Source organism: Enterococcus sp. DIV1639a (assembly GCF_050530445.1).
GTDB classification, from domain to species: Bacteria; Bacillota; Bacilli; order Lactobacillales; family Enterococcaceae; genus Enterococcus_B; species Enterococcus_B hirae.
In genome coordinates this window covers 1,183,684-1,200,715 of the sequence record NZ_CP172886.1, presented here as the reverse complement: position 1 = coordinate 1,200,715, position 17,032 = coordinate 1,183,684, and the positions used below count along the sequence as shown (strand labels likewise).

Below are 17,032 nucleotides of genomic sequence, written 5' to 3'. Positions count from 1 at the left end.
TTACTTATTTAGCGAATCAGCCGCAACAATAAGTGCCCGAATTTCATCATAGGCTTGAGGTGTAGCCGCAATATAATATTCTCTTCCTCGAAATTTTAGCTTTTCTCCTGAGATACCGCTATATTTCATTCCAAATTCAGCGAGTAAAACATTCCCTGCGCCATAGTCCCACGGGCTCAAATTTGCAATATAACCAATATGTTTCCCTTTTAAAAGTGCAATCATTTCTAGTCCTGCACATCCATAAATACGAACACCCATACTTTGTTCACCAATTGTTCGGACATTCCACCGATTATGACTAAAAAGATAACCGTTCAAACCAATAAGTCCATCTTTTAAACGAAGGTCTTCTGGCTTAGTTAACGGATGGTCATTCATATAAACACCTAAATCTTTTCCACCCCAATACAGCGCTTCTTTCATCACGTCATAAATAAAACCAAGTTGTCCAACACCATCTTGATAAACGCCTAACATAATACAAAAATTCTCTTGTTCAAGTACGAAGTTCATGGTTCCATCAATTGGATCAATAACAAATACTTGCCCTTCAAAGCTTTCTAACTCACTGTAACCTTCTTCTTCTGCGAGAATCTTTGCTTCTGGATTATACGCCTGAATCTTTTCAATCAAAAAAGCTTGGACTTCACGATCCATATTGGTAACCAGATCTTTTCGATTGGTTTTTTGATCAACCTTCAACGTCTTGATTTGTACCCTACGGATTTTCTCAGCTGCTTCTTTAAGCCAAATTTTGATCTGATGGATCAGTTCTTGTTTATTCATGTTCTCACCCATTCATTTTTAGGATTTTTTTCTGATTCTTTTTTGCTGCTTGAACTGTTCGATACAATGAATAACCTGATACTTTTTCAAATTCTTTTCCTAATTTTTTTTCTTCTCCAATAGATGGAATAACCGTTTTGAATTGTTGGTATGATTTTAGAAACCGAGCATTATCGATGCCCTTTTCATTCGCTAACTCTAAATCCTCCCACATCTTCATCACAATGACCATTTCCTCGGTGGTCCAGTCTAAATCAAGCGGGTATTGATAATCTTGCATACTTCATTCTCCTATTTCCTATAGTCAAAATCAGTGTATCATAAGAATAAGTACATAACCAAATAGTTTTGATTTTCTAGTTTACATAATTAATTTATAGTTGAATAACTATTTTATATCGCTAGCTAAGAAAAATAAGTAATAGTCTATAAAAATTCACACGTTCATACAAAGAACCGTCACTAACAAAATAGAGAAAATAAATTCTGTCGGTGACGTAGGTTTATTTATTAAGATAAGAGAAAAAGATCTAACATTTTTACTTTTCCTAAGGGATTTCATATGAAACTAACGTCCTTCATGTTCAGGTATGTTTAACGAGCTCATAGACGCTTCATTAGCAAAACTATGATTTATCCGATATTGTTCATTTATTTTAGTGGCAGTGTATGTTTCATCTTTTGAAATTAATTTAAACATCCCCTTCTGTAGCTCAGCAAATTTAGAATTCCCTTCATTTTCTAAAAAAATCTTATAGAACCAATTTTGAGAGGATAAAGACGAATTTTTAATATAATGACAATGTGGCAATGCTTTGACAACAACTTCAATAAGTACTTCTGTATCGACCTTAGGCCTATATGATTCATTATCCTTTCTACTTAAATAATGAAGTAAGGTGCTTTTAACATCTCGTTTAGTAATGATATTTCCTCCATTAACAGCTAGTTCATTGTATTTTTGAATCGTTTTGTTTAGTTCAAAATTTATTATATTATCGCTAAGTATCTCTTCTGATGATATAGTACTTGGAATCTCTGCTGCATTAATATACATCGTAAATTCAGACGAAGAAACATATTTTTCTAAATTTTCAGAAAAACTCTCCAAACTTATTGGATTTTCTAAAATTGCTTTGGGTAAAATTTCACTGAACTGAGATTGTTCAGAAATTCCTATTTTATTCATAATAATGCTTATTTCCCTATTGGCCTCTTCACTGAGAGGAACAACTTTACCAAACTCTGAATGTTCACTCAAAATTTTTTCAACGATACAATGATAGCTTGATTTTTCTAATAGCTCTGGTAAATAATCGTTTAATTTTTCCCATGGAAATTTTAGCTTTTCTTCTAATATTTGTTTCATACTTTTGGTACTAATCTTATTTGAATGTGCAAAAGTTTGAAGATCTTTGTCTGGCCTAAGTAAAAAAGATTTTGTTAGTTTATTATCTTCTTTATTCATCTGTTGACTACCTCCTACAAAATATTAATAATTGCTATCTATTTAGTTCTACATTAAGTATAGACTGAGAGATGCTCCGAGTATCAATTACATTTATTTTCTTATTATGAGATAAACCTTTATGTATCGCGTTCAATCGCTTTACTTCTATTCTTTTTTTTTCTCTTTGTTCGAATGCTTCTTTTTCTCTGCGATTATTTTCGCCTATTAGACGACTAAAATCAGGGAATGTCGTTTCTACAATATCATTCCCATTTTTATAATAATTGGCAATAATTTCCATTCTAGATTCTTTTTGGCATTCTATAAACAACGCACTGATGACACTTTTTCTAAAACCTTCATTTGCACATAATAATTCACTGCGTTGGAACCCTTTTCCTTCTCTTTTTAGCGCATCTAATAAAGAAGGACCTTCGATTTTATATTTTTCATATATAATATTTTCAATTTCAGCATACCTCAATGGTTCTCTCTCAAATAAATCTGTTAAATGAACATAATAATTGTATGCACTTTTCTCAAATATACGTTGGATTGTTCGATAGTCATTATGTCGATTCACATTGCCAACATTTGGATTTACATGAATTTTTTGTATTTGAGTAAACTTCATCTTTTTACCCCATTTCTTTTTTTACATAACTCTCTAACGTCCCTCTCAATACTTTTTACTTTTATATCATTTTTTATTTGTGGTTTGTAGAGCATCGCTCATCTGATTGATTTGAATTTTCTGTGTTGTAACCGAGATCTTATCATTCAAACTAGATAAGTGCGTGTGCAAATTGTTTTGATATTTTCTCTTTTTTCTCCAATTTTCATATTCTATCACCGTAGTCTAAAATTATTGCCAATTAAGCTAGATAAGTTCATTAACTTTTTTATAAAAAAAGCTTATCATGAAATCGATTACAAGGAGGACCCTTTTATTTTTTTTTTTGAAAATTATGTTCATATTACAACACTGTATATGAAAAATTTTTAGTATAATGGAGTGTTGTAGGTTATTATGCGGAATTTTTTATAGCACTATTCAACAGCAAATGAAGTCGTGGATCATTTACTTTCCCCATGAATTTCAGCTTATTGTTACCACAAAGAGATACCAACTAACTATGATTGAGAAAACGCTACTTTTTCCTAGTTACTACAAGAAATGATGAAAGAACATACTTTAATGTGAAGCAAAAAACATCAAAACTAGTTGAAGTTACTAATTTTGATGTTTATTAGAAATCTTATTAGATTTGATAAAGAACTAAGAGCTATAATTATCTCGATTTCTCTTCTGTTTTTACACGTTGTTCTTCTGTATGAGATGCTACGAAACCCTTCTGCAAACGTTCTCTTATTGCCATTAAATCATGTTTTTCTTCTTTATCACAAAGTGTTTGACTAATATATTGACCAGTAATTTCAGCATTTTTATGCCCATTTTGATGGTACTTCTCATTCAATTGAATGAACGCCTGTTGTCTACATTCCTTCATTAATCTTGCGATCATAAAATCTCGAATATTTTTCAATGGCGGATAAAATAATTCGCTGAAAGCAAGCCCTTTTCCTTCTCGCTTTAACAAAAGCAATAAAGAAATACCTTTAATTTCGTATTTATCCATAATGGTCTTTTCAATTTCAAAATACGCTAACGGATTTTTTTCAAAGAGATCTGATAGATGGTTGAAATAGTTCATTTGATTCTTTTTGATAATTTTCATAATATCGTTCCGTTGTGGAAGACGATTGATATCGTCTATATTAGGAGGTACCTGAGTGCCTTCTTCTCTTTGACTCATCATTTCCGACCTTTCTTTTTATTATATTTGACTTGATTCATTTTTATTGAATCTTTTTCTAACGAATAAATTCAAGTCATTATTATTGGCAATAAATCTCCATTCATTATTTTGGCTGCTGTATCTTTAGTATGTTCCGTTAATAAATAAGTTTACTGTTTTTGTAAGATTCTGTTCAACAGCACTTGCTCAGATCATTTTATTCAATTATCAGAAACACTACCACTTATGTACAAACGTCTATACATCCACTCTCAGGCATTTCACTTATTTTCCATAATCAATTCCTTTTTAATACATTTATTGTTTCTCTATTTTAACATCGAATGTTCTAACAAATAATTCACTTTTTCTTCTTTTTAGAAAAAAATGTTCGATCAAAATCAAATTCTTGGTCTTTTTCTGAATAATTTTTTGTTTGTTTTATTTTTTTCTAAGGTTTATTCGATTTTACTAATGATTATCCTGTTAGAATTTTATTACGTCCTTCCGCCAAAAATTAAATTTGGACTCGTATCTTGTTTATGTTCTATCCTTATATTACTTTCTGTAGCCGTAATTTTAGCATTTCCAACACTCGTTGAAAAAGTTTGAAGTCCGTGTGATTTTCTTTCTATTTCTTTTAGTAATAGATCATAATTTTTATTCCAATTATGCAACGTTTTCGGAACCAAACGATAATATTCACATATTTGCTTTTTAGTCATTTCTTTATTCTTAAGTAAACGAACGCACGCTGCTTTAACTTCAGCTGGACAAGACAAATTCCCTGGCCCTAGCTCCCTATTTTTTAAATCTTCGAGAGTTGTTATTGTGTTTTTATTTCCAAGCGCCTGATCGTATCTATAATTCCATCTTCTTAAATTCCCATCAGAAATGTTCAATTTGTCACACAATTCTTTCTGTGTTAATCGTTCACTTCTCCATAAGAGTACACAAGCTTCCTTAACCTTATTAGTACAATTCAGATTCTCCTCAGTTTTTTCCCTACTCCTCAACTCTTCGATAGTCGATATTATTTTATGAGTTAACTTCTCTTTTTTATCTATATGTTCTGATTCACTATTGGCTGACTGATCGGGGACAACCTCTTCATATTCAAGCAACTTTTGAAATGTATCAATTGATAATTCCAATATGTCACAAAATGTCTCTCTTGTGATAACTGATTGAATGGATTGATATAGTTGAACGTAATCCACTTTAGGATATGTTTTATTGACTTTTTTTGGTAGAGCAAGCTCAAGAGAGTGCGCCGTTTGAGAAATAGGCTGCTTATCAATTTGTTTGATTGCCTGAGCCACTGGGATGTTTTTGGAACTTTTCGTACGCTTATCTTGTATTTCCTTTTCTGTAAAGTCACTTATATTTCGATTATGAGGATCAGATTGTTCTTGATGTTCATTTGATTTCGCCTCATCAGATATTCGTATTCTTTTTGGTTCATATATCTCACCTAACACTTTCACTGCTTGCTCTATCGTATAATTGCCATTTAACAGCGGATTATATAATTCGTCCCATCCTTGAAGATTAACTGATTCCTGCTCATCAAACATTTGTTTTCTTTTTGTGTGAACTGTATTGTCTGACACTTCCACTGTTTGAGCTATCGGAAGTTTATCCTTTAATATAGGGTTGAATAAATTGCCCGAGTCTTGGTGAAGCAAACGATGATCTTCATTTGCCTCGTTTAAATTATTCGAACCTTTTATTTCCTCATTCTCATCACCTACATGACAGCCCTCTTGAGGGATTACAATCGTTTCATTTTTCATAGAGTCACTCTCCTTTAAAGTAATTAAACATTAAGTTAGTAAATAACTACTTCCGCTAGACGATCAAATAATTGATATCGAAATGTGTCCATCCAATTGATTTTTTATTTTTCAAAAAAAAAGGTAAAAATAAGAAAAGACACCTCGAAACCATTTAGAATGAATTTGATTAACCAAGTCATAAAAGGATTCAAACTGTCTTATACTCAACTTATCAAAGATACCTTAAATACACTAGACCTAACAATCTATAGCTAATAAAAAGGACAAAAAGGAATTTTTCTTCTTTCTGTCCTTTTTATTCTAAGATTTCTCTTTACCAACATTAGTTGTAAAAAACCTAATTTTGATATGTATTAGCTAACCTTATCCGGCTGGACAAAGAGCTAAAAGCGATTATCTCGATTCTCCTCTATTTTTACACTTTGTTCTTCTTTAGGATATTTTGCGAACTCCTTCTTCAGATGTTCTCTTATCCCCACTAGATCACGTTTTTCTTCTTTATTGTCAGATGATATAAAGTATGGGTCTGTGATTTCAACAATTCTATGCCCATTTTGTTGGTATTTTTCATTCAATTGAATGAATGCCTGTTGTCTACATTCCTTCATTAATCCTTTTATCATAATCTCTCGAATATTTTTCAATGGTGGATAAAATAATTCGCTGGATGCCAGACCTTTTCCTTCCCTTTTTAACAAAACCAATAAAGAGATACCTTTAATATTCTGTTTATCCATCATTTTTTTTTCAATTTCAAAATAAATTAACGGCTTTTTTTCAAAGAGTTTTGATAGATGATTGAAATAGTTCATTTGATTCTTGTTGATGATTTTTCTAATATCGTCCCATTGAGAATGGCACCTGACATCTTTTGTATGAGGGTCAACATAAACCCCTTCTTCTCTTTTACTCATCATTCCCGACCTTTCTTTCTAACGTATCTGACTTGATTCATTTTATATATTTTTTTCAGCAAATAAATTTAAGTCAGTCACGTTGCTAATAGAGCTTCAATTATTATTTTTGCTGCTAAATCTTTGTTGTATTCAATATTTATAAAACAAGTTTACCGTTTTTGTGAGTTTCTGTTTAATAACAACTTAACTATAGCTTTTGTCCAGCCGCTAAAAATACTATCAGGGACTTATAAACGTTCATATAATGCAATCTAAGGAATTTGACTTCTTTTCCATAATCATTTCCTTTTTTATTCATTTATTATTTATCTATTTTAACATCGAATGTTCTAACAAATAGTTTACTTTTTCTTCTTTTGAGAAAAAAATGTTCGACCAAGATTAATCCATTGGACTTGGTCAACATAATTTGTCGGTTTATTTTCATTGTATCTAATGTTCATTCCAATTTTACTTGTGATTAACTGGCTAGAATTTTATTGAATCCTTTGATTACCCAAGACTAAATTTGGACTCTTATTTTGCTCATTGGCTAACCTCGCATTATTGTCTGCTGCTGTAATTTTAGCATTCCCGACATTGGTTGAAAAAGTTTGGCGTTCTTGGGATGTTCTTTCTGAATTTTGGAGTAATCGGTCATAGTTCTTGATCCAGTTATAAACCGTTTTCGGATTCAAATGATAAATCTTACATAATTGCTTCACGGACATTTCTCGATTCTTATATAAAAGAACTAATTTTATTTTAACTTCATTCGTACAACACAGCTTTCCTGAATTTAGCTTCCTTTCTTTTAATTCTGTAAGAGTCGTTATTATATTCTTCTGCTGATTTCTATGTGCTTGATTGTATTTATCCATCCAAGCTCTTAAAACCCCATCAGTGATGTTCAATTTGTCACATAATTCAGTCTTAGTCTTTGAGCAACCTCTCCATAAAAGTACACAGGTCTCCTTCACTTTATCAGTACAATCCAGATACCCATCAGTTTGTTTGCTACTTATTAATTCTTCGATAGTCGATATTGATTCACGAGTTAATTTCCCCTCTGTATACTCTTTGAGCCAATTTAGAAAGGGCATATAGGGTAAATTTTTCTTATAACAAAAATAAGTGATAGAATGGTAAGAATGTTTAGAATTAAGATATAATTTAACATTTTCCAATTTGTATTCTTTCGGGAAAACTATTCTTTTATCCCTTGGATATCTTATTTCACTATTGGTTGACTCATCTGGAACAGCTTCTTTAAGCAACCCTTGAAATATATCTTCTGACAATTCCATTATGTCACAAAATGTCTCTATTTTGATGGTCGACTGAATGGATTGATACAGTTGGATATATTCTAAATAATCATTCTTAGTGTCTGATTGATTGGCTTTTTGTGGAAGAACTAGGTCAAGAGAGTGCCTCGTTTGAGGATTAAGCTGCTTATCGGTTTGTTTGGTTGTTTGACTTTCTAAGTGCTGTATATTATGTAGACCCTCAGATAAATGAGCAGTAGCTCTTTTTGGATGTCTTTCTTTGTCAAGCACCGTTTCCTGATTCTGATTCACTGGGGTGCTTTCTGAATTTTTCGTACTCTTGTCTTGTATGTTCTTTTGTGTAAAGTCACTTGTGTCCCTATCATTATGTACGCTATGCGGATTCTGGAGATGTTTTTCTTCATCAATCGAAGATTCCGAATTTTGGCCCACTACAGAGTTCATTCGATTATTTTCCAGATCAAACATATTTCCAGTTTCTATTTCTTGTCCCTCTGTTTGTCCTTTCCTCTCCTCGGCTATCCTTTGCTCTTTTGTTTCATGATTAGAAAAAAGAGTATCGGCTAATTCTAATTCTTGACGAGTCAGAGGACCCAGTTCGAACACGTAGCGTACTAGGTCTTCTTCTGGACTGGGCTTATTGACCGATTCTCTTGTCGTTTGAGGTGGGAATTGTGAATCATTTATGGTGTCTCGCTCATTAAATAAATGGTTATTTGCGCCTTTTAGCCTTTTTGGATATCCCACGTTTTCGTCTGATCTAGGGTGCACTCGCTTATTTCCTGAATCAAACATATTGACATCTTTTATTCCTTGTTCCTCTATTTGCCCTATCCTTTGCTCCTTTGGTTCAAGATTAGAAAAAAGAGTATACGCCGCTTCTAATTCTTGAATAGTTGGAGGACCTTGGTTGATTATGTGACTTACTAGCTCCTCCTCCGGACTGGACTCATTAACCAGATGATTATCTTGTCCTAGCTCACCATATGACTGTTGCCCATTTCCATTGGAACCTATTACATTCTTTGTTATGTATCGTTGTTCCGTCCATTCATTTTCCATAGTAATCTCCTTTTCTAATTATTTATCTATTTTAATATCAAATTTTCTAGCAAATAGTTTATTCTTTCTCCTTTTTAGAAAAAAATGTTCGATCAAGATCCAACTATTGTTTTTTTCAAAGTAATTGTTTAATTTATTTCAATTATATTTAACGTTCATTCCACTTTACCTATAATTAACTTATTAGAATTTTATTGGATCTTTTGATTACCCAAGAATAAATTTGGACTCTTATTTTGCTCATTGGCTAACCTCGCATTATTGTCTGCTGCTGTAATTTTAGCATTCCCGACATTGGTTGAAAAAGTTTGGCGTTCTTTTGAATCTTTTTCTGCACCATTAAGTAGTGGTTTATATTTATTGTACCAATTATAAAATGTTTTAACGTTCAAATGATACTTTTGACATATTCGTCCCTTGGTATTTTTTGTATCATTTAATAAAAGAATACATTCTTTTTTGACTTTCTCCGTACAACTCAAATACCTGAACTTTAAATCCCTATTTTCTAATTCTGAGAGAGTTGTTATTATTTTCTTCTGCTCATTTCCATGTGCCCGGTTGTACCTATCTTCCCAAGATCTTACAACCATATCATTGATGTTCAATTTGTTACTTAATTCAGTCTTAGTCATTGAGCAACCTCTCCATAAAAGTACACAGGCTTCCTTAACCTTAGCGGTACAATCCAGATTTCTCCCATTTCGTTCCCTACTGATCAATTCTTCGATAGTAGAGATTGATTTACGAGTTAAATACCCCTTTTTATGTTCCTTTATCCAAGAACTAAAGGAACTATAGTCTAAATTGTTCTTATCACAAAACTGCCGTTTAGATTTGTAAGAATGTTGAGAATTGAGATATAAATTGATCTTTTCTAATTTATATTCTCTCGGTATAATTTCCCTTTTATTCTCTATATATCCTAATTCACTATTAGTTGACTCAGCTGGAACAGCTTCTTTAAGCAACTCTTGAAATGTATCTTGTGACAATTCCATTATGTCACAAAATGTCTCTATTTTGATGGTCGTTTGAATGGATTGGTATAGTTGAATATATTTTAAATAATCATTTTTAGTGTATGATTGATTGACTTTTTGTGGAAGAACAGGGTCAAGAGAGTGCCTCGCTGGAGGATTAAGCTGCTTATCCGTTTGTTTGGTTGTTTGATCCCCTAGGTTACTTTCTAAGTTTTGTATACTATGTTGCATCCTTTGATTGCCTTGACTCTTACCTTGTTCATGAGCTAACCTCGCATTATTGTCTACTGTTGTAAATTTAGCATTCCCGACATTAGTTGAAAAAGTTTGGCGTGCTTGGGATGTTCTTTCTGAATTTTGGAGTAATCGGTCATATTCTTCGATCCAAGCATTAACCGTATTCGGAGTCAAATGATAAATCTTACATAATTGCTCTATGGACATTTCTTGATTCTTATATAAAAGAACACATTCTCTTTTAACTTCCTCCGTACAACACAGCTTTCCTAGCTTTAACTTCCTTTCTTTTAATTCTGTGAGAGTTGTTATTAACTCCTGCTTCTTACCACGTGCCTGGTCGTATCTATTATTCCAAGTTCTTAAAGTCGCATCAGAAATGTTCAATTTTTTACACAATACCTTGTGTGCTATTCGCTTACTTCTCCATAAAAGTACACAGGCTTTCTTAACCTTAGCAGTACAATACAGATTTCTCCCATCTTGTTCCCTACTGATCAATTCTTCAATAGTCGATATTGATTGACGAGGTAATTCCCCCTTTTTATGTTCCCTTATCCAAGATCTAAAGGAATCATAGTCTAAATTGTTCTTATCACAAAACTGCCGTTTAGATTCGTAAGAATGTTGAGAATTGAGATATAAATTGATCTTTTCTAATTTATATTCTCTCGGTATAATTTCCCTTTTATTCTCTATATATCCTAATTCACTATTAGTTGACTCAGCTGGAACAGCTTCTTTAAGCAACTCTTGAAATGTATCTTGTGACAATTCCATTATGTCACAAAATGTCTCTATTTTGATGGTCGACTGAATAGATTGATATAGTTGAATATATTCTAAATAATTATTCTTAGTGACATTTTGTGGAAGAACAGGATCAAGAATATACCCCGTTTGAGGAATAGTCTGCTTATCCGTTTGTTTGGTTGTTTGATGCCCTAGGTTACTTTCTAAGTTTTGTATACTATGTAGATTCTCAGATAAATGAGCAGCAGCTCTTTTTGGATGTCTTTCTTCATCAAGCGCCGTTTCCTGATTCTGATTCACTGGGGTGTTTTCTGAATTTTTTATACTCTTATCCTGTTTCTTTTGTATAAACTCACCTGTGCCCCTATCATTATGTATGTTATGCGGATTCTGGGGATGTTTTTCTTCATCAATCAGATATTCCTGATTCTGATCCTCTATAAAGTTTACTTGATTATTTTCCGAACCAGGCTGATTAACTGCTTTTCCTGCCATTGTTTGTTCCATTATAGGATATTCTACCTGTTGACTATTTGACGATTCATCGAATAATTTGTTCGATTCTTGACGTTCACTTAATTCCATTACATACTTCATTGGTTTTTTTCCTGAGTTTAATGTCTCATCAAATCTCATTAATATTTCCGTTATTTCTTCTGTCATGAGATTATCATTTGATGAATCATCGAATAAATCATTATTAGATTGTTTTGGAAGTTCATTCGATCCGTTCACATAATCCACTAGATTTTTTGCTGGGTCTAACGTCTCATCAATTTCCATTAACGCTTCCACTATTTCGTCTGTCGTGAGACTATCATTTGATAAATCTTCGAATAAATCATTATTAGATTGTTTTGGAAGTTCATTCGATCCGTTCACATAGTCCACTAGATTTTTTGCTGAGTCTAACGTCTCATCAACTTCCACTAACGCTTCCACTATTTCGTCTGTCATGAGATTATCATTTGATGAATCTTCGAATAAATCATTATTAGATTGTTTTGGGAGTTCATTCGATCCGTTCACATAGTCCACTAGATTTTTTCCTGAGTCTAACGTCTCATCAATTTCCATTAACGCTTCCACTATTTCGTCTGTCGTGAGACTATCATTTGATGAATCATCGAATAAATCGTTATTAGATTGTTTTGGGAGTTCATTCGATCCGTTCACATAGTCCACTAGATTTTTTCCTGAGTCTAACGTCTCGTCAATTTCCATTAACGCTTCCACTATTTCGTCTGTCGTGAGACTATCATTTGATAAATCTTCGAATAAATCATTATTAGATTGTTTTGGAAGTTCATTCGATCCGTTCACATAGTCCACTAGATTTTTTGCTGAGTCTAACGTCTCATCAATTTCCATTAATGCTTCCACTATTTCGTCTGTCGTGAAATTATGATTTGACAATTCACCGAATAAATTTGCTGAATTTTGAAAAAACGAACGTTCTTCATTGGACTCATTTGAATAGTCAAAATCAGATAAACTATCGAACAAGCTATTTCCAAATTCACCTTCTGTCTCTGATAAAATTGGATGTTCCTCTTGATTTTCTCTTAGATGACTTCCAGTTACTTGCACTTGTTTGCTATTGAAGATATGATTCTCACTACTTGTTGCTTCCTCCAATTTATTTGGTAAAGGAAGTGATAAAGAAAAGTTTTTATTTTGTTGAGGACCGATGTCTTGAAGTTTATCCTGTTGGTTCTCATCAATTAAATGCTCATTCTCTGTTGTATGTATTTGTTTGCTTATTTGTGATAGTTTGGGTGAATATTCTTCTACTTCATGAAGTACATGAGATTTCTTTGGCTTCTTAGGTTTCACACTCGATGTTTTCAAACTATTTTTATCAATTGGGAACGCCGATAGTGAAAACTTTTCTGGGTCCTTATTTTCTTGCATCTTTCTTTTTCTGCTTGAACTGTCATTGAGATTGTATTTTTTTGACTGGCTGTCATGATCAACACTTTTTTGTTTTCTTAATGAAGCGACTTTGTCCTCTAAAGGCCTTGGCTGAGCAGGATGTACCTGTTCCAGCTCATCTTTTAGAGGAACTTCTGAAATCAGCTCTTGTTGCTTCACTAACTCTTCCCTTTGCTCAAAACTATTTCTATCTAACTGTAAAATTTCATTTTCTGACGATGTTTTATACTGCATCTCTTCCTTCTGTTCTCTTACTTTCTTTATTTTCATCAAAATGGTTCTCGCTGATCCGTTAAATTTATTAACAAGTTTACTTATCCACAAGTCTTCTGCTAAATATGCTTCGATATTTTGATTATTGCTCTCTTCCTTTTCTTTAGTTGTCTCATTCGTTAAGCTTTGCTGTTGCAGATTTTGCTCTTTTAGACTATGTGTTACATTTCCAATGGTTCTCTTTGATACTCCAAATCGCTCAGCAAGTCCTGCTATCGATGTATTTTCTGTTTTGTATGCTTCTATAATCCTTTCATTTCTCTTTTTAATTGAATTGTTAGGACCGCCAATTTCATTATTCTTTTCATTCTCATGACAGTCTCCTTGAAGTGTTTTAATCGTTTCTTTTCTCACAAAGTCAATCTCCTTTAAAGTGATTAAAAATTAATTAGTAAACAACTAGTTCCGCTAGTTAAATCATTGATATAGAAATATGCTGACCTGATTGCTTTTACCACATTTATTCTAACACCCTCTTTCAAAAAGCTTGACTTTCTTTTTTCTTTTTTCAGAAAAAGAGGTTTTGAAAAGACCACAAAAAAAACATCAAAGCTAGCAGTTTTTGCTAACTTTGATGTTTCATCGATCATGTATCAATTCAATTTGTCAAAAAGATGTTTTTAACCTGGTAACTATCGCCAGCGTCCATACTTTTTTTGAAACAGTTCGGATAAAATATCCCAATTGCTAAATTAAATATGGATTGGTAAACCTAAAGCGAGTTCAGCAGCATCCATCGTAATTTCACCTAGCGATGGATGTGGATGGATCGTTAACGCAATGTCTTCGGCATTCATTCCTGATTCAATGGCTAAAGCAAGCTCAGAAACCATATCACTAGCACCTACACCACCGATTTGCGCTCCAATGATGACATTGTCTTCATTGGTCGTCACTAAACGGATAAAACCTTCTGTTTTTGCAAGCGATAACGCCCGTCCATTTCCTGAAAACGGAAATTTATATGCAGTAGCTTCAATACCAGCTTCTTTTGCTTCTTTGATCGTCATCCCAACAGAAGCTAATTCTGGATCTGTAAAGGCAACCGCAGGCATTGCTTTATAGTCAACTGCTACTTTCTTACCTGAGATAGCTTCTGCAGCAATTTTTGCTTCATAACTTGCTTTATGCGCTAAAGCAGCACCTGGTACGATATCCCCAATTGCAAAAATGTTTGGCACATTCGTACGCCCTTGTTGATCCACTGGAATCAATCCACGTTCACCGACTTCGACACCCGCTTGTTCTAATCCCATATCGTCAGTATTTGGACGACGGCCAACTGTTACCATAACATAATCTGCTGTCACTGTTTCTTCTTTACCGTCTACAGTATATTTGACTGTCACACTGTCCCCATTATCAACAGCTTCTTTCGCCATTGCATTGGTTACGATTGTCACACCTTTTTTCTTGAAGTCGTCTTCCACTAATTTCACCATATCTTTTTCATAGGTAGGTAAAATTTGAGGGGAACCTTCAAGAATCGTTACCTCAGCACCTAAGTTAGCATAGGCTCCACCTAATTCTGCTCCAATAACTCCGCCACCAATAATGACGAATTTTTTTGGTACTTCTTTTAGAGCTAAGCCGCCTGTTGAGTCAAGTACACGTCCGCCAAACTTGAATCCTGGGATTTCGATCGGACGGGAGCCAGTGGCAATGATTGCGTTATTGAAAGAATACGTTTGAGCAGAATCGGGATGGATCACACGCAATGTATGATCATCGACGAAGAATGCTTCGCCTTCGATTGTTTCTACCTTGTGTTTTTTCAATAAGAAGCCAACACCAGAAGTCAGTGTTTTCACTACTTTATTTTCTTTCCAGTCTTGTGTTTTTGCAAAATCAAGTGTGACATTTTCACTCGTGACACCGAATAAAGTTGAATCAAGAGATTCTTGATAATGATGTCCTGCAGCAATCAGCGCTTTTGAAGGAATACAACCAACGTTTAAACAAACACCACCGATGTATTCTCTTTCAATGATTGCCACTTTTTGTCCCATTTCAGCAGCACGGATGGCAGCAACATAGCCACCAGGTCCCGCACCGATTACAACTGTGTCTAATTCTACAGCAAAATCTCCAACTACCATTTGTTTATCATCCTTCCATCATCAATAACTCAGGATCAGCTAAAAGTCGTTTGATATTGTTCATTGCTTGTTGAGCTGTCGCTCCGTCTACGATACGGTGATCAAAGCTTAAGGAAAGTTTCATCACTCGTCCAACAACAATTTCACCTTCACCATTAACGATCGGTTGTTGTGCAATTGTTCCCACACCTAAAATTGCTACTTCAGGGTAGTTGATTACTGGTGTAAACCAACCGCCACCTACAGAACCAATGTTACTGATCGTAATAGTGCCATTTCGCATATCTTCAGCTGCTAATTTACCTTCATGAGCTAGTTTTGCTTTTTCATTGATTTCATCCGCAATCGCAAACATGCCTTTACGGTCTGCATCTTTTACATTTGGTACATACAAGCCATGATCTGTATCAGTTGCAATTCCGATGTTATAGTAATTTTTATAAACGATTTCTTGGTTCGCATCATCAATTGACGCATTCAAAATAGGGAATTTCTTCACAGTAGCAGTTAATGCTTTTACCACGTATGGCAAGAAAGTCAATTTTGTCCCATTCGCAGCTGCCACTTCTTTAAATCTCTTACGATTATCCCAAAGTTTAGAAACCTCTACTTCGTCATGTAAAGTAACATGTGGCGCTGTTTGCTTGCTATTAACCATTGCTTTAGCAATCGCTTTACGTGTCGGTGTCATTGCTACACGTTCTTCTAATTCGCCTAAATTAGATTTGAACGCTTTTGCTGGTGTTGCTGGCTTGCTTTCAGCTTTCGCTTCAACCGCTTTTTCTGTCGCAGGTGCAGCTGGTTCAGCTGATGCTGTTTGACTCGCATGCCCTCCTGATAGATAGCTTTCAATATCTTCTTTTGTCACACGTCCACCTTTACCAGTTGCAGTGACTTGTGTGATATCCACATCTTTTTCACGAGCAAATTGTCGAACTGATGGCATAGCCAAAACACGTTTGTTAGGATCAGCTGCCTCAGCTACTGATGCTGAACCAGAAGTTTCTACTTTAGCATCAGTTGATTCAGCTGTTTTTTCTGATGTAGTAGAAGGCGCACTATTATGTCCTGGTGCATCGATTTCTACTAATACATCACCAACAGTTGCAACTGTTCCTTCTGATACCAAGATGTTTTTAACCGTTCCAGTCACTGGCGACGGGATTTCTTCTACCGATTTATCGTTTTGTACTTCTAACAATGTGTCATCTTCATTGATGGTATCGCCTGGTTTCACAAACCATTTAACGATTTCACCTTCTGCGATTCCTTCACCAATATCGGGTAATTTAAATTCAAAGACCCCACCATCGGCACTAGCTTCAGTTGGTTCAGCAGCTGGATGTTCAGGTGTTTGCTCTTTCGCTGCTACTCCAGCATCGCCACTTGTTTCATTGTCTTCATGTCCTGGTGCATCGATTTCTACCAGTACATCGCCAACATTCGCGACTGTTCCTTCAGGTACGATGACGTTTTTCACTGTCCCAGTAACTGGGGATGGAATTTCTTCTACTGATTTATCATTTTGAATTTCTAATAACGTATCATCCTCATTGATGGTATCGCCTGGCTTGACAAACCATTTGACGATTTCGCCTTCTGCGATTCCTTCACCAATGTCAGGTAATTTAAATTGGTATGCCATGATTTACTTACGTCCCTTCTTAT

11 protein-coding genes are annotated in these 17,032 nt (G+C 34.2%); all 11 read right to left on the bottom strand.

The genetic code is table 11. From position 1 onward, the window contains the following. Complete coding sequence (locus IGJ32_RS05445; RefSeq protein WP_342082109.1) at positions 1 to 789, bottom strand: inositol monophosphatase family protein; 789 nt, start codon at positions 787 to 789, stop codon at positions 1 to 3. Positions 790 to 793: 4 nt separating this feature from the next. After that, positions 794 to 1,069 carry a UPF0223 family protein gene (locus tag IGJ32_RS05440; protein ID WP_010719359.1) on the bottom strand — a complete coding sequence of 92 codons (276 nt, stop codon included), beginning with the start codon at positions 1,067 to 1,069 and terminating at the stop codon, positions 794 to 796. A gap of 288 nt (positions 1,070 to 1,357) precedes the next feature. Further along, positions 1,358 to 2,257, bottom strand: a complete 900-nt coding sequence (locus IGJ32_RS05435) for a hypothetical protein (RefSeq protein ID WP_010719360.1) — start codon at positions 2,255 to 2,257, stop codon at positions 1,358 to 1,360. A gap of 34 nt (positions 2,258 to 2,291) precedes the next feature. Continuing rightward, the gene (locus IGJ32_RS05430; protein ID WP_081129095.1) at positions 2,292 to 2,873 is read right to left on the bottom strand and encodes a hypothetical protein; all 582 of its coding nucleotides are present in this window, start codon (positions 2,871 to 2,873) and stop codon (positions 2,292 to 2,294) included. Positions 2,874 to 3,531: 658 nt separating this feature from the next. Next, complete coding sequence (locus IGJ32_RS05425) at positions 3,532 to 4,056, bottom strand: hypothetical protein (RefSeq protein WP_373169395.1); 525 nt, start codon at positions 4,054 to 4,056, stop codon at positions 3,532 to 3,534. 479 nt (positions 4,057 to 4,535) lie between these two features. Next, on the bottom strand, positions 4,536 to 5,834 hold the full coding sequence (locus IGJ32_RS05420) for a hypothetical protein (RefSeq protein ID WP_342082106.1): 1,299 nt from the start codon (positions 5,832 to 5,834) through the stop codon (positions 4,536 to 4,538). A gap of 386 nt (positions 5,835 to 6,220) precedes the next feature. After that, positions 6,221 to 6,751: a hypothetical protein gene (locus IGJ32_RS05415; RefSeq protein ID WP_128427800.1), complete on the bottom strand. Its 531-nt coding sequence runs from the start codon at positions 6,749 to 6,751 to the stop codon at positions 6,221 to 6,223. Between the two features lie 479 nt (positions 6,752 to 7,230). Continuing rightward, positions 7,231 to 9,084 carry a helix-turn-helix domain-containing protein gene (locus IGJ32_RS05410; RefSeq protein WP_342082105.1) on the bottom strand — a complete coding sequence of 618 codons (1,854 nt, stop codon included), beginning with the start codon at positions 9,082 to 9,084 and terminating at the stop codon, positions 7,231 to 7,233. Between the two features lie 191 nt (positions 9,085 to 9,275). Continuing rightward, positions 9,276 to 13,619 carry a hypothetical protein gene (locus IGJ32_RS05405; protein ID WP_342082104.1) on the bottom strand — a complete coding sequence of 1,448 codons (4,344 nt, stop codon included), beginning with the start codon at positions 13,617 to 13,619 and terminating at the stop codon, positions 9,276 to 9,278. Between the two features lie 338 nt (positions 13,620 to 13,957). Then, positions 13,958 to 15,364 (bottom strand): dihydrolipoyl dehydrogenase, encoded by a 1,407-nt coding sequence (gene lpdA, locus IGJ32_RS05400; RefSeq protein ID WP_010719369.1) that lies wholly within the window; start codon positions 15,362 to 15,364, stop codon positions 13,958 to 13,960. 7 nt (positions 15,365 to 15,371) lie between these two features. Then, positions 15,372 to 17,009: a dihydrolipoyllysine-residue acetyltransferase gene (locus tag IGJ32_RS05395; protein ID WP_342082103.1), complete on the bottom strand. Its 1,638-nt coding sequence runs from the start codon at positions 17,007 to 17,009 to the stop codon at positions 15,372 to 15,374. Positions 17,010 to 17,032 lie beyond the last annotated feature (23 nt).

What these genes read in the sequence shown, in the direction of transcription:
- IGJ32_RS05445 (WP_342082109.1), bottom strand. Translation starts at nt 789, where the DNA reads ATGAATAAACAAGAACTGATCCATCAGATCAAAATTTGGCTTAAAGAA.
- IGJ32_RS05440 (WP_010719359.1), bottom strand. Translation starts at nt 1,069, where the DNA reads ATGCAAGATTATCAATACCCGCTTGATTTAGACTGGACCACCGAGGAA.
- IGJ32_RS05435 (WP_010719360.1), bottom strand. Translation starts at nt 2,257, where the DNA reads ATGAATAAAGAAGATAATAAACTAACAAAATCTTTTTTACTTAGGCCA.
- IGJ32_RS05430 (WP_081129095.1), bottom strand. Translation starts at nt 2,873, where the DNA reads ATGAAGTTTACTCAAATACAAAAAATTCATGTAAATCCAAATGTTGGC.
- IGJ32_RS05425 (WP_373169395.1), bottom strand. Translation starts at nt 4,056, where the DNA reads ATGAGTCAAAGAGAAGAAGGCACTCAGGTACCTCCTAATATAGACGAT.
- IGJ32_RS05420 (WP_342082106.1), bottom strand. Translation starts at nt 5,834, where the DNA reads ATGAAAAATGAAACGATTGTAATCCCTCAAGAGGGCTGTCATGTAGGT.
- IGJ32_RS05415 (WP_128427800.1), bottom strand. Translation starts at nt 6,751, where the DNA reads ATGAGTAAAAGAGAAGAAGGGGTTTATGTTGACCCTCATACAAAAGAT.
- IGJ32_RS05410 (WP_342082105.1), bottom strand. Translation starts at nt 9,084, where the DNA reads ATGGAAAATGAATGGACGGAACAACGATACATAACAAAGAATGTAATA.
- lpdA (WP_010719369.1), bottom strand. Translation starts at nt 15,364, where the DNA reads ATGGTAGTTGGAGATTTTGCTGTAGAATTAGACACAGTTGTAATCGGT.
- IGJ32_RS05395 (WP_342082103.1), bottom strand. Translation starts at nt 17,009, where the DNA reads ATGGCATACCAATTTAAATTACCTGACATTGGTGAAGGAATCGCAGAA.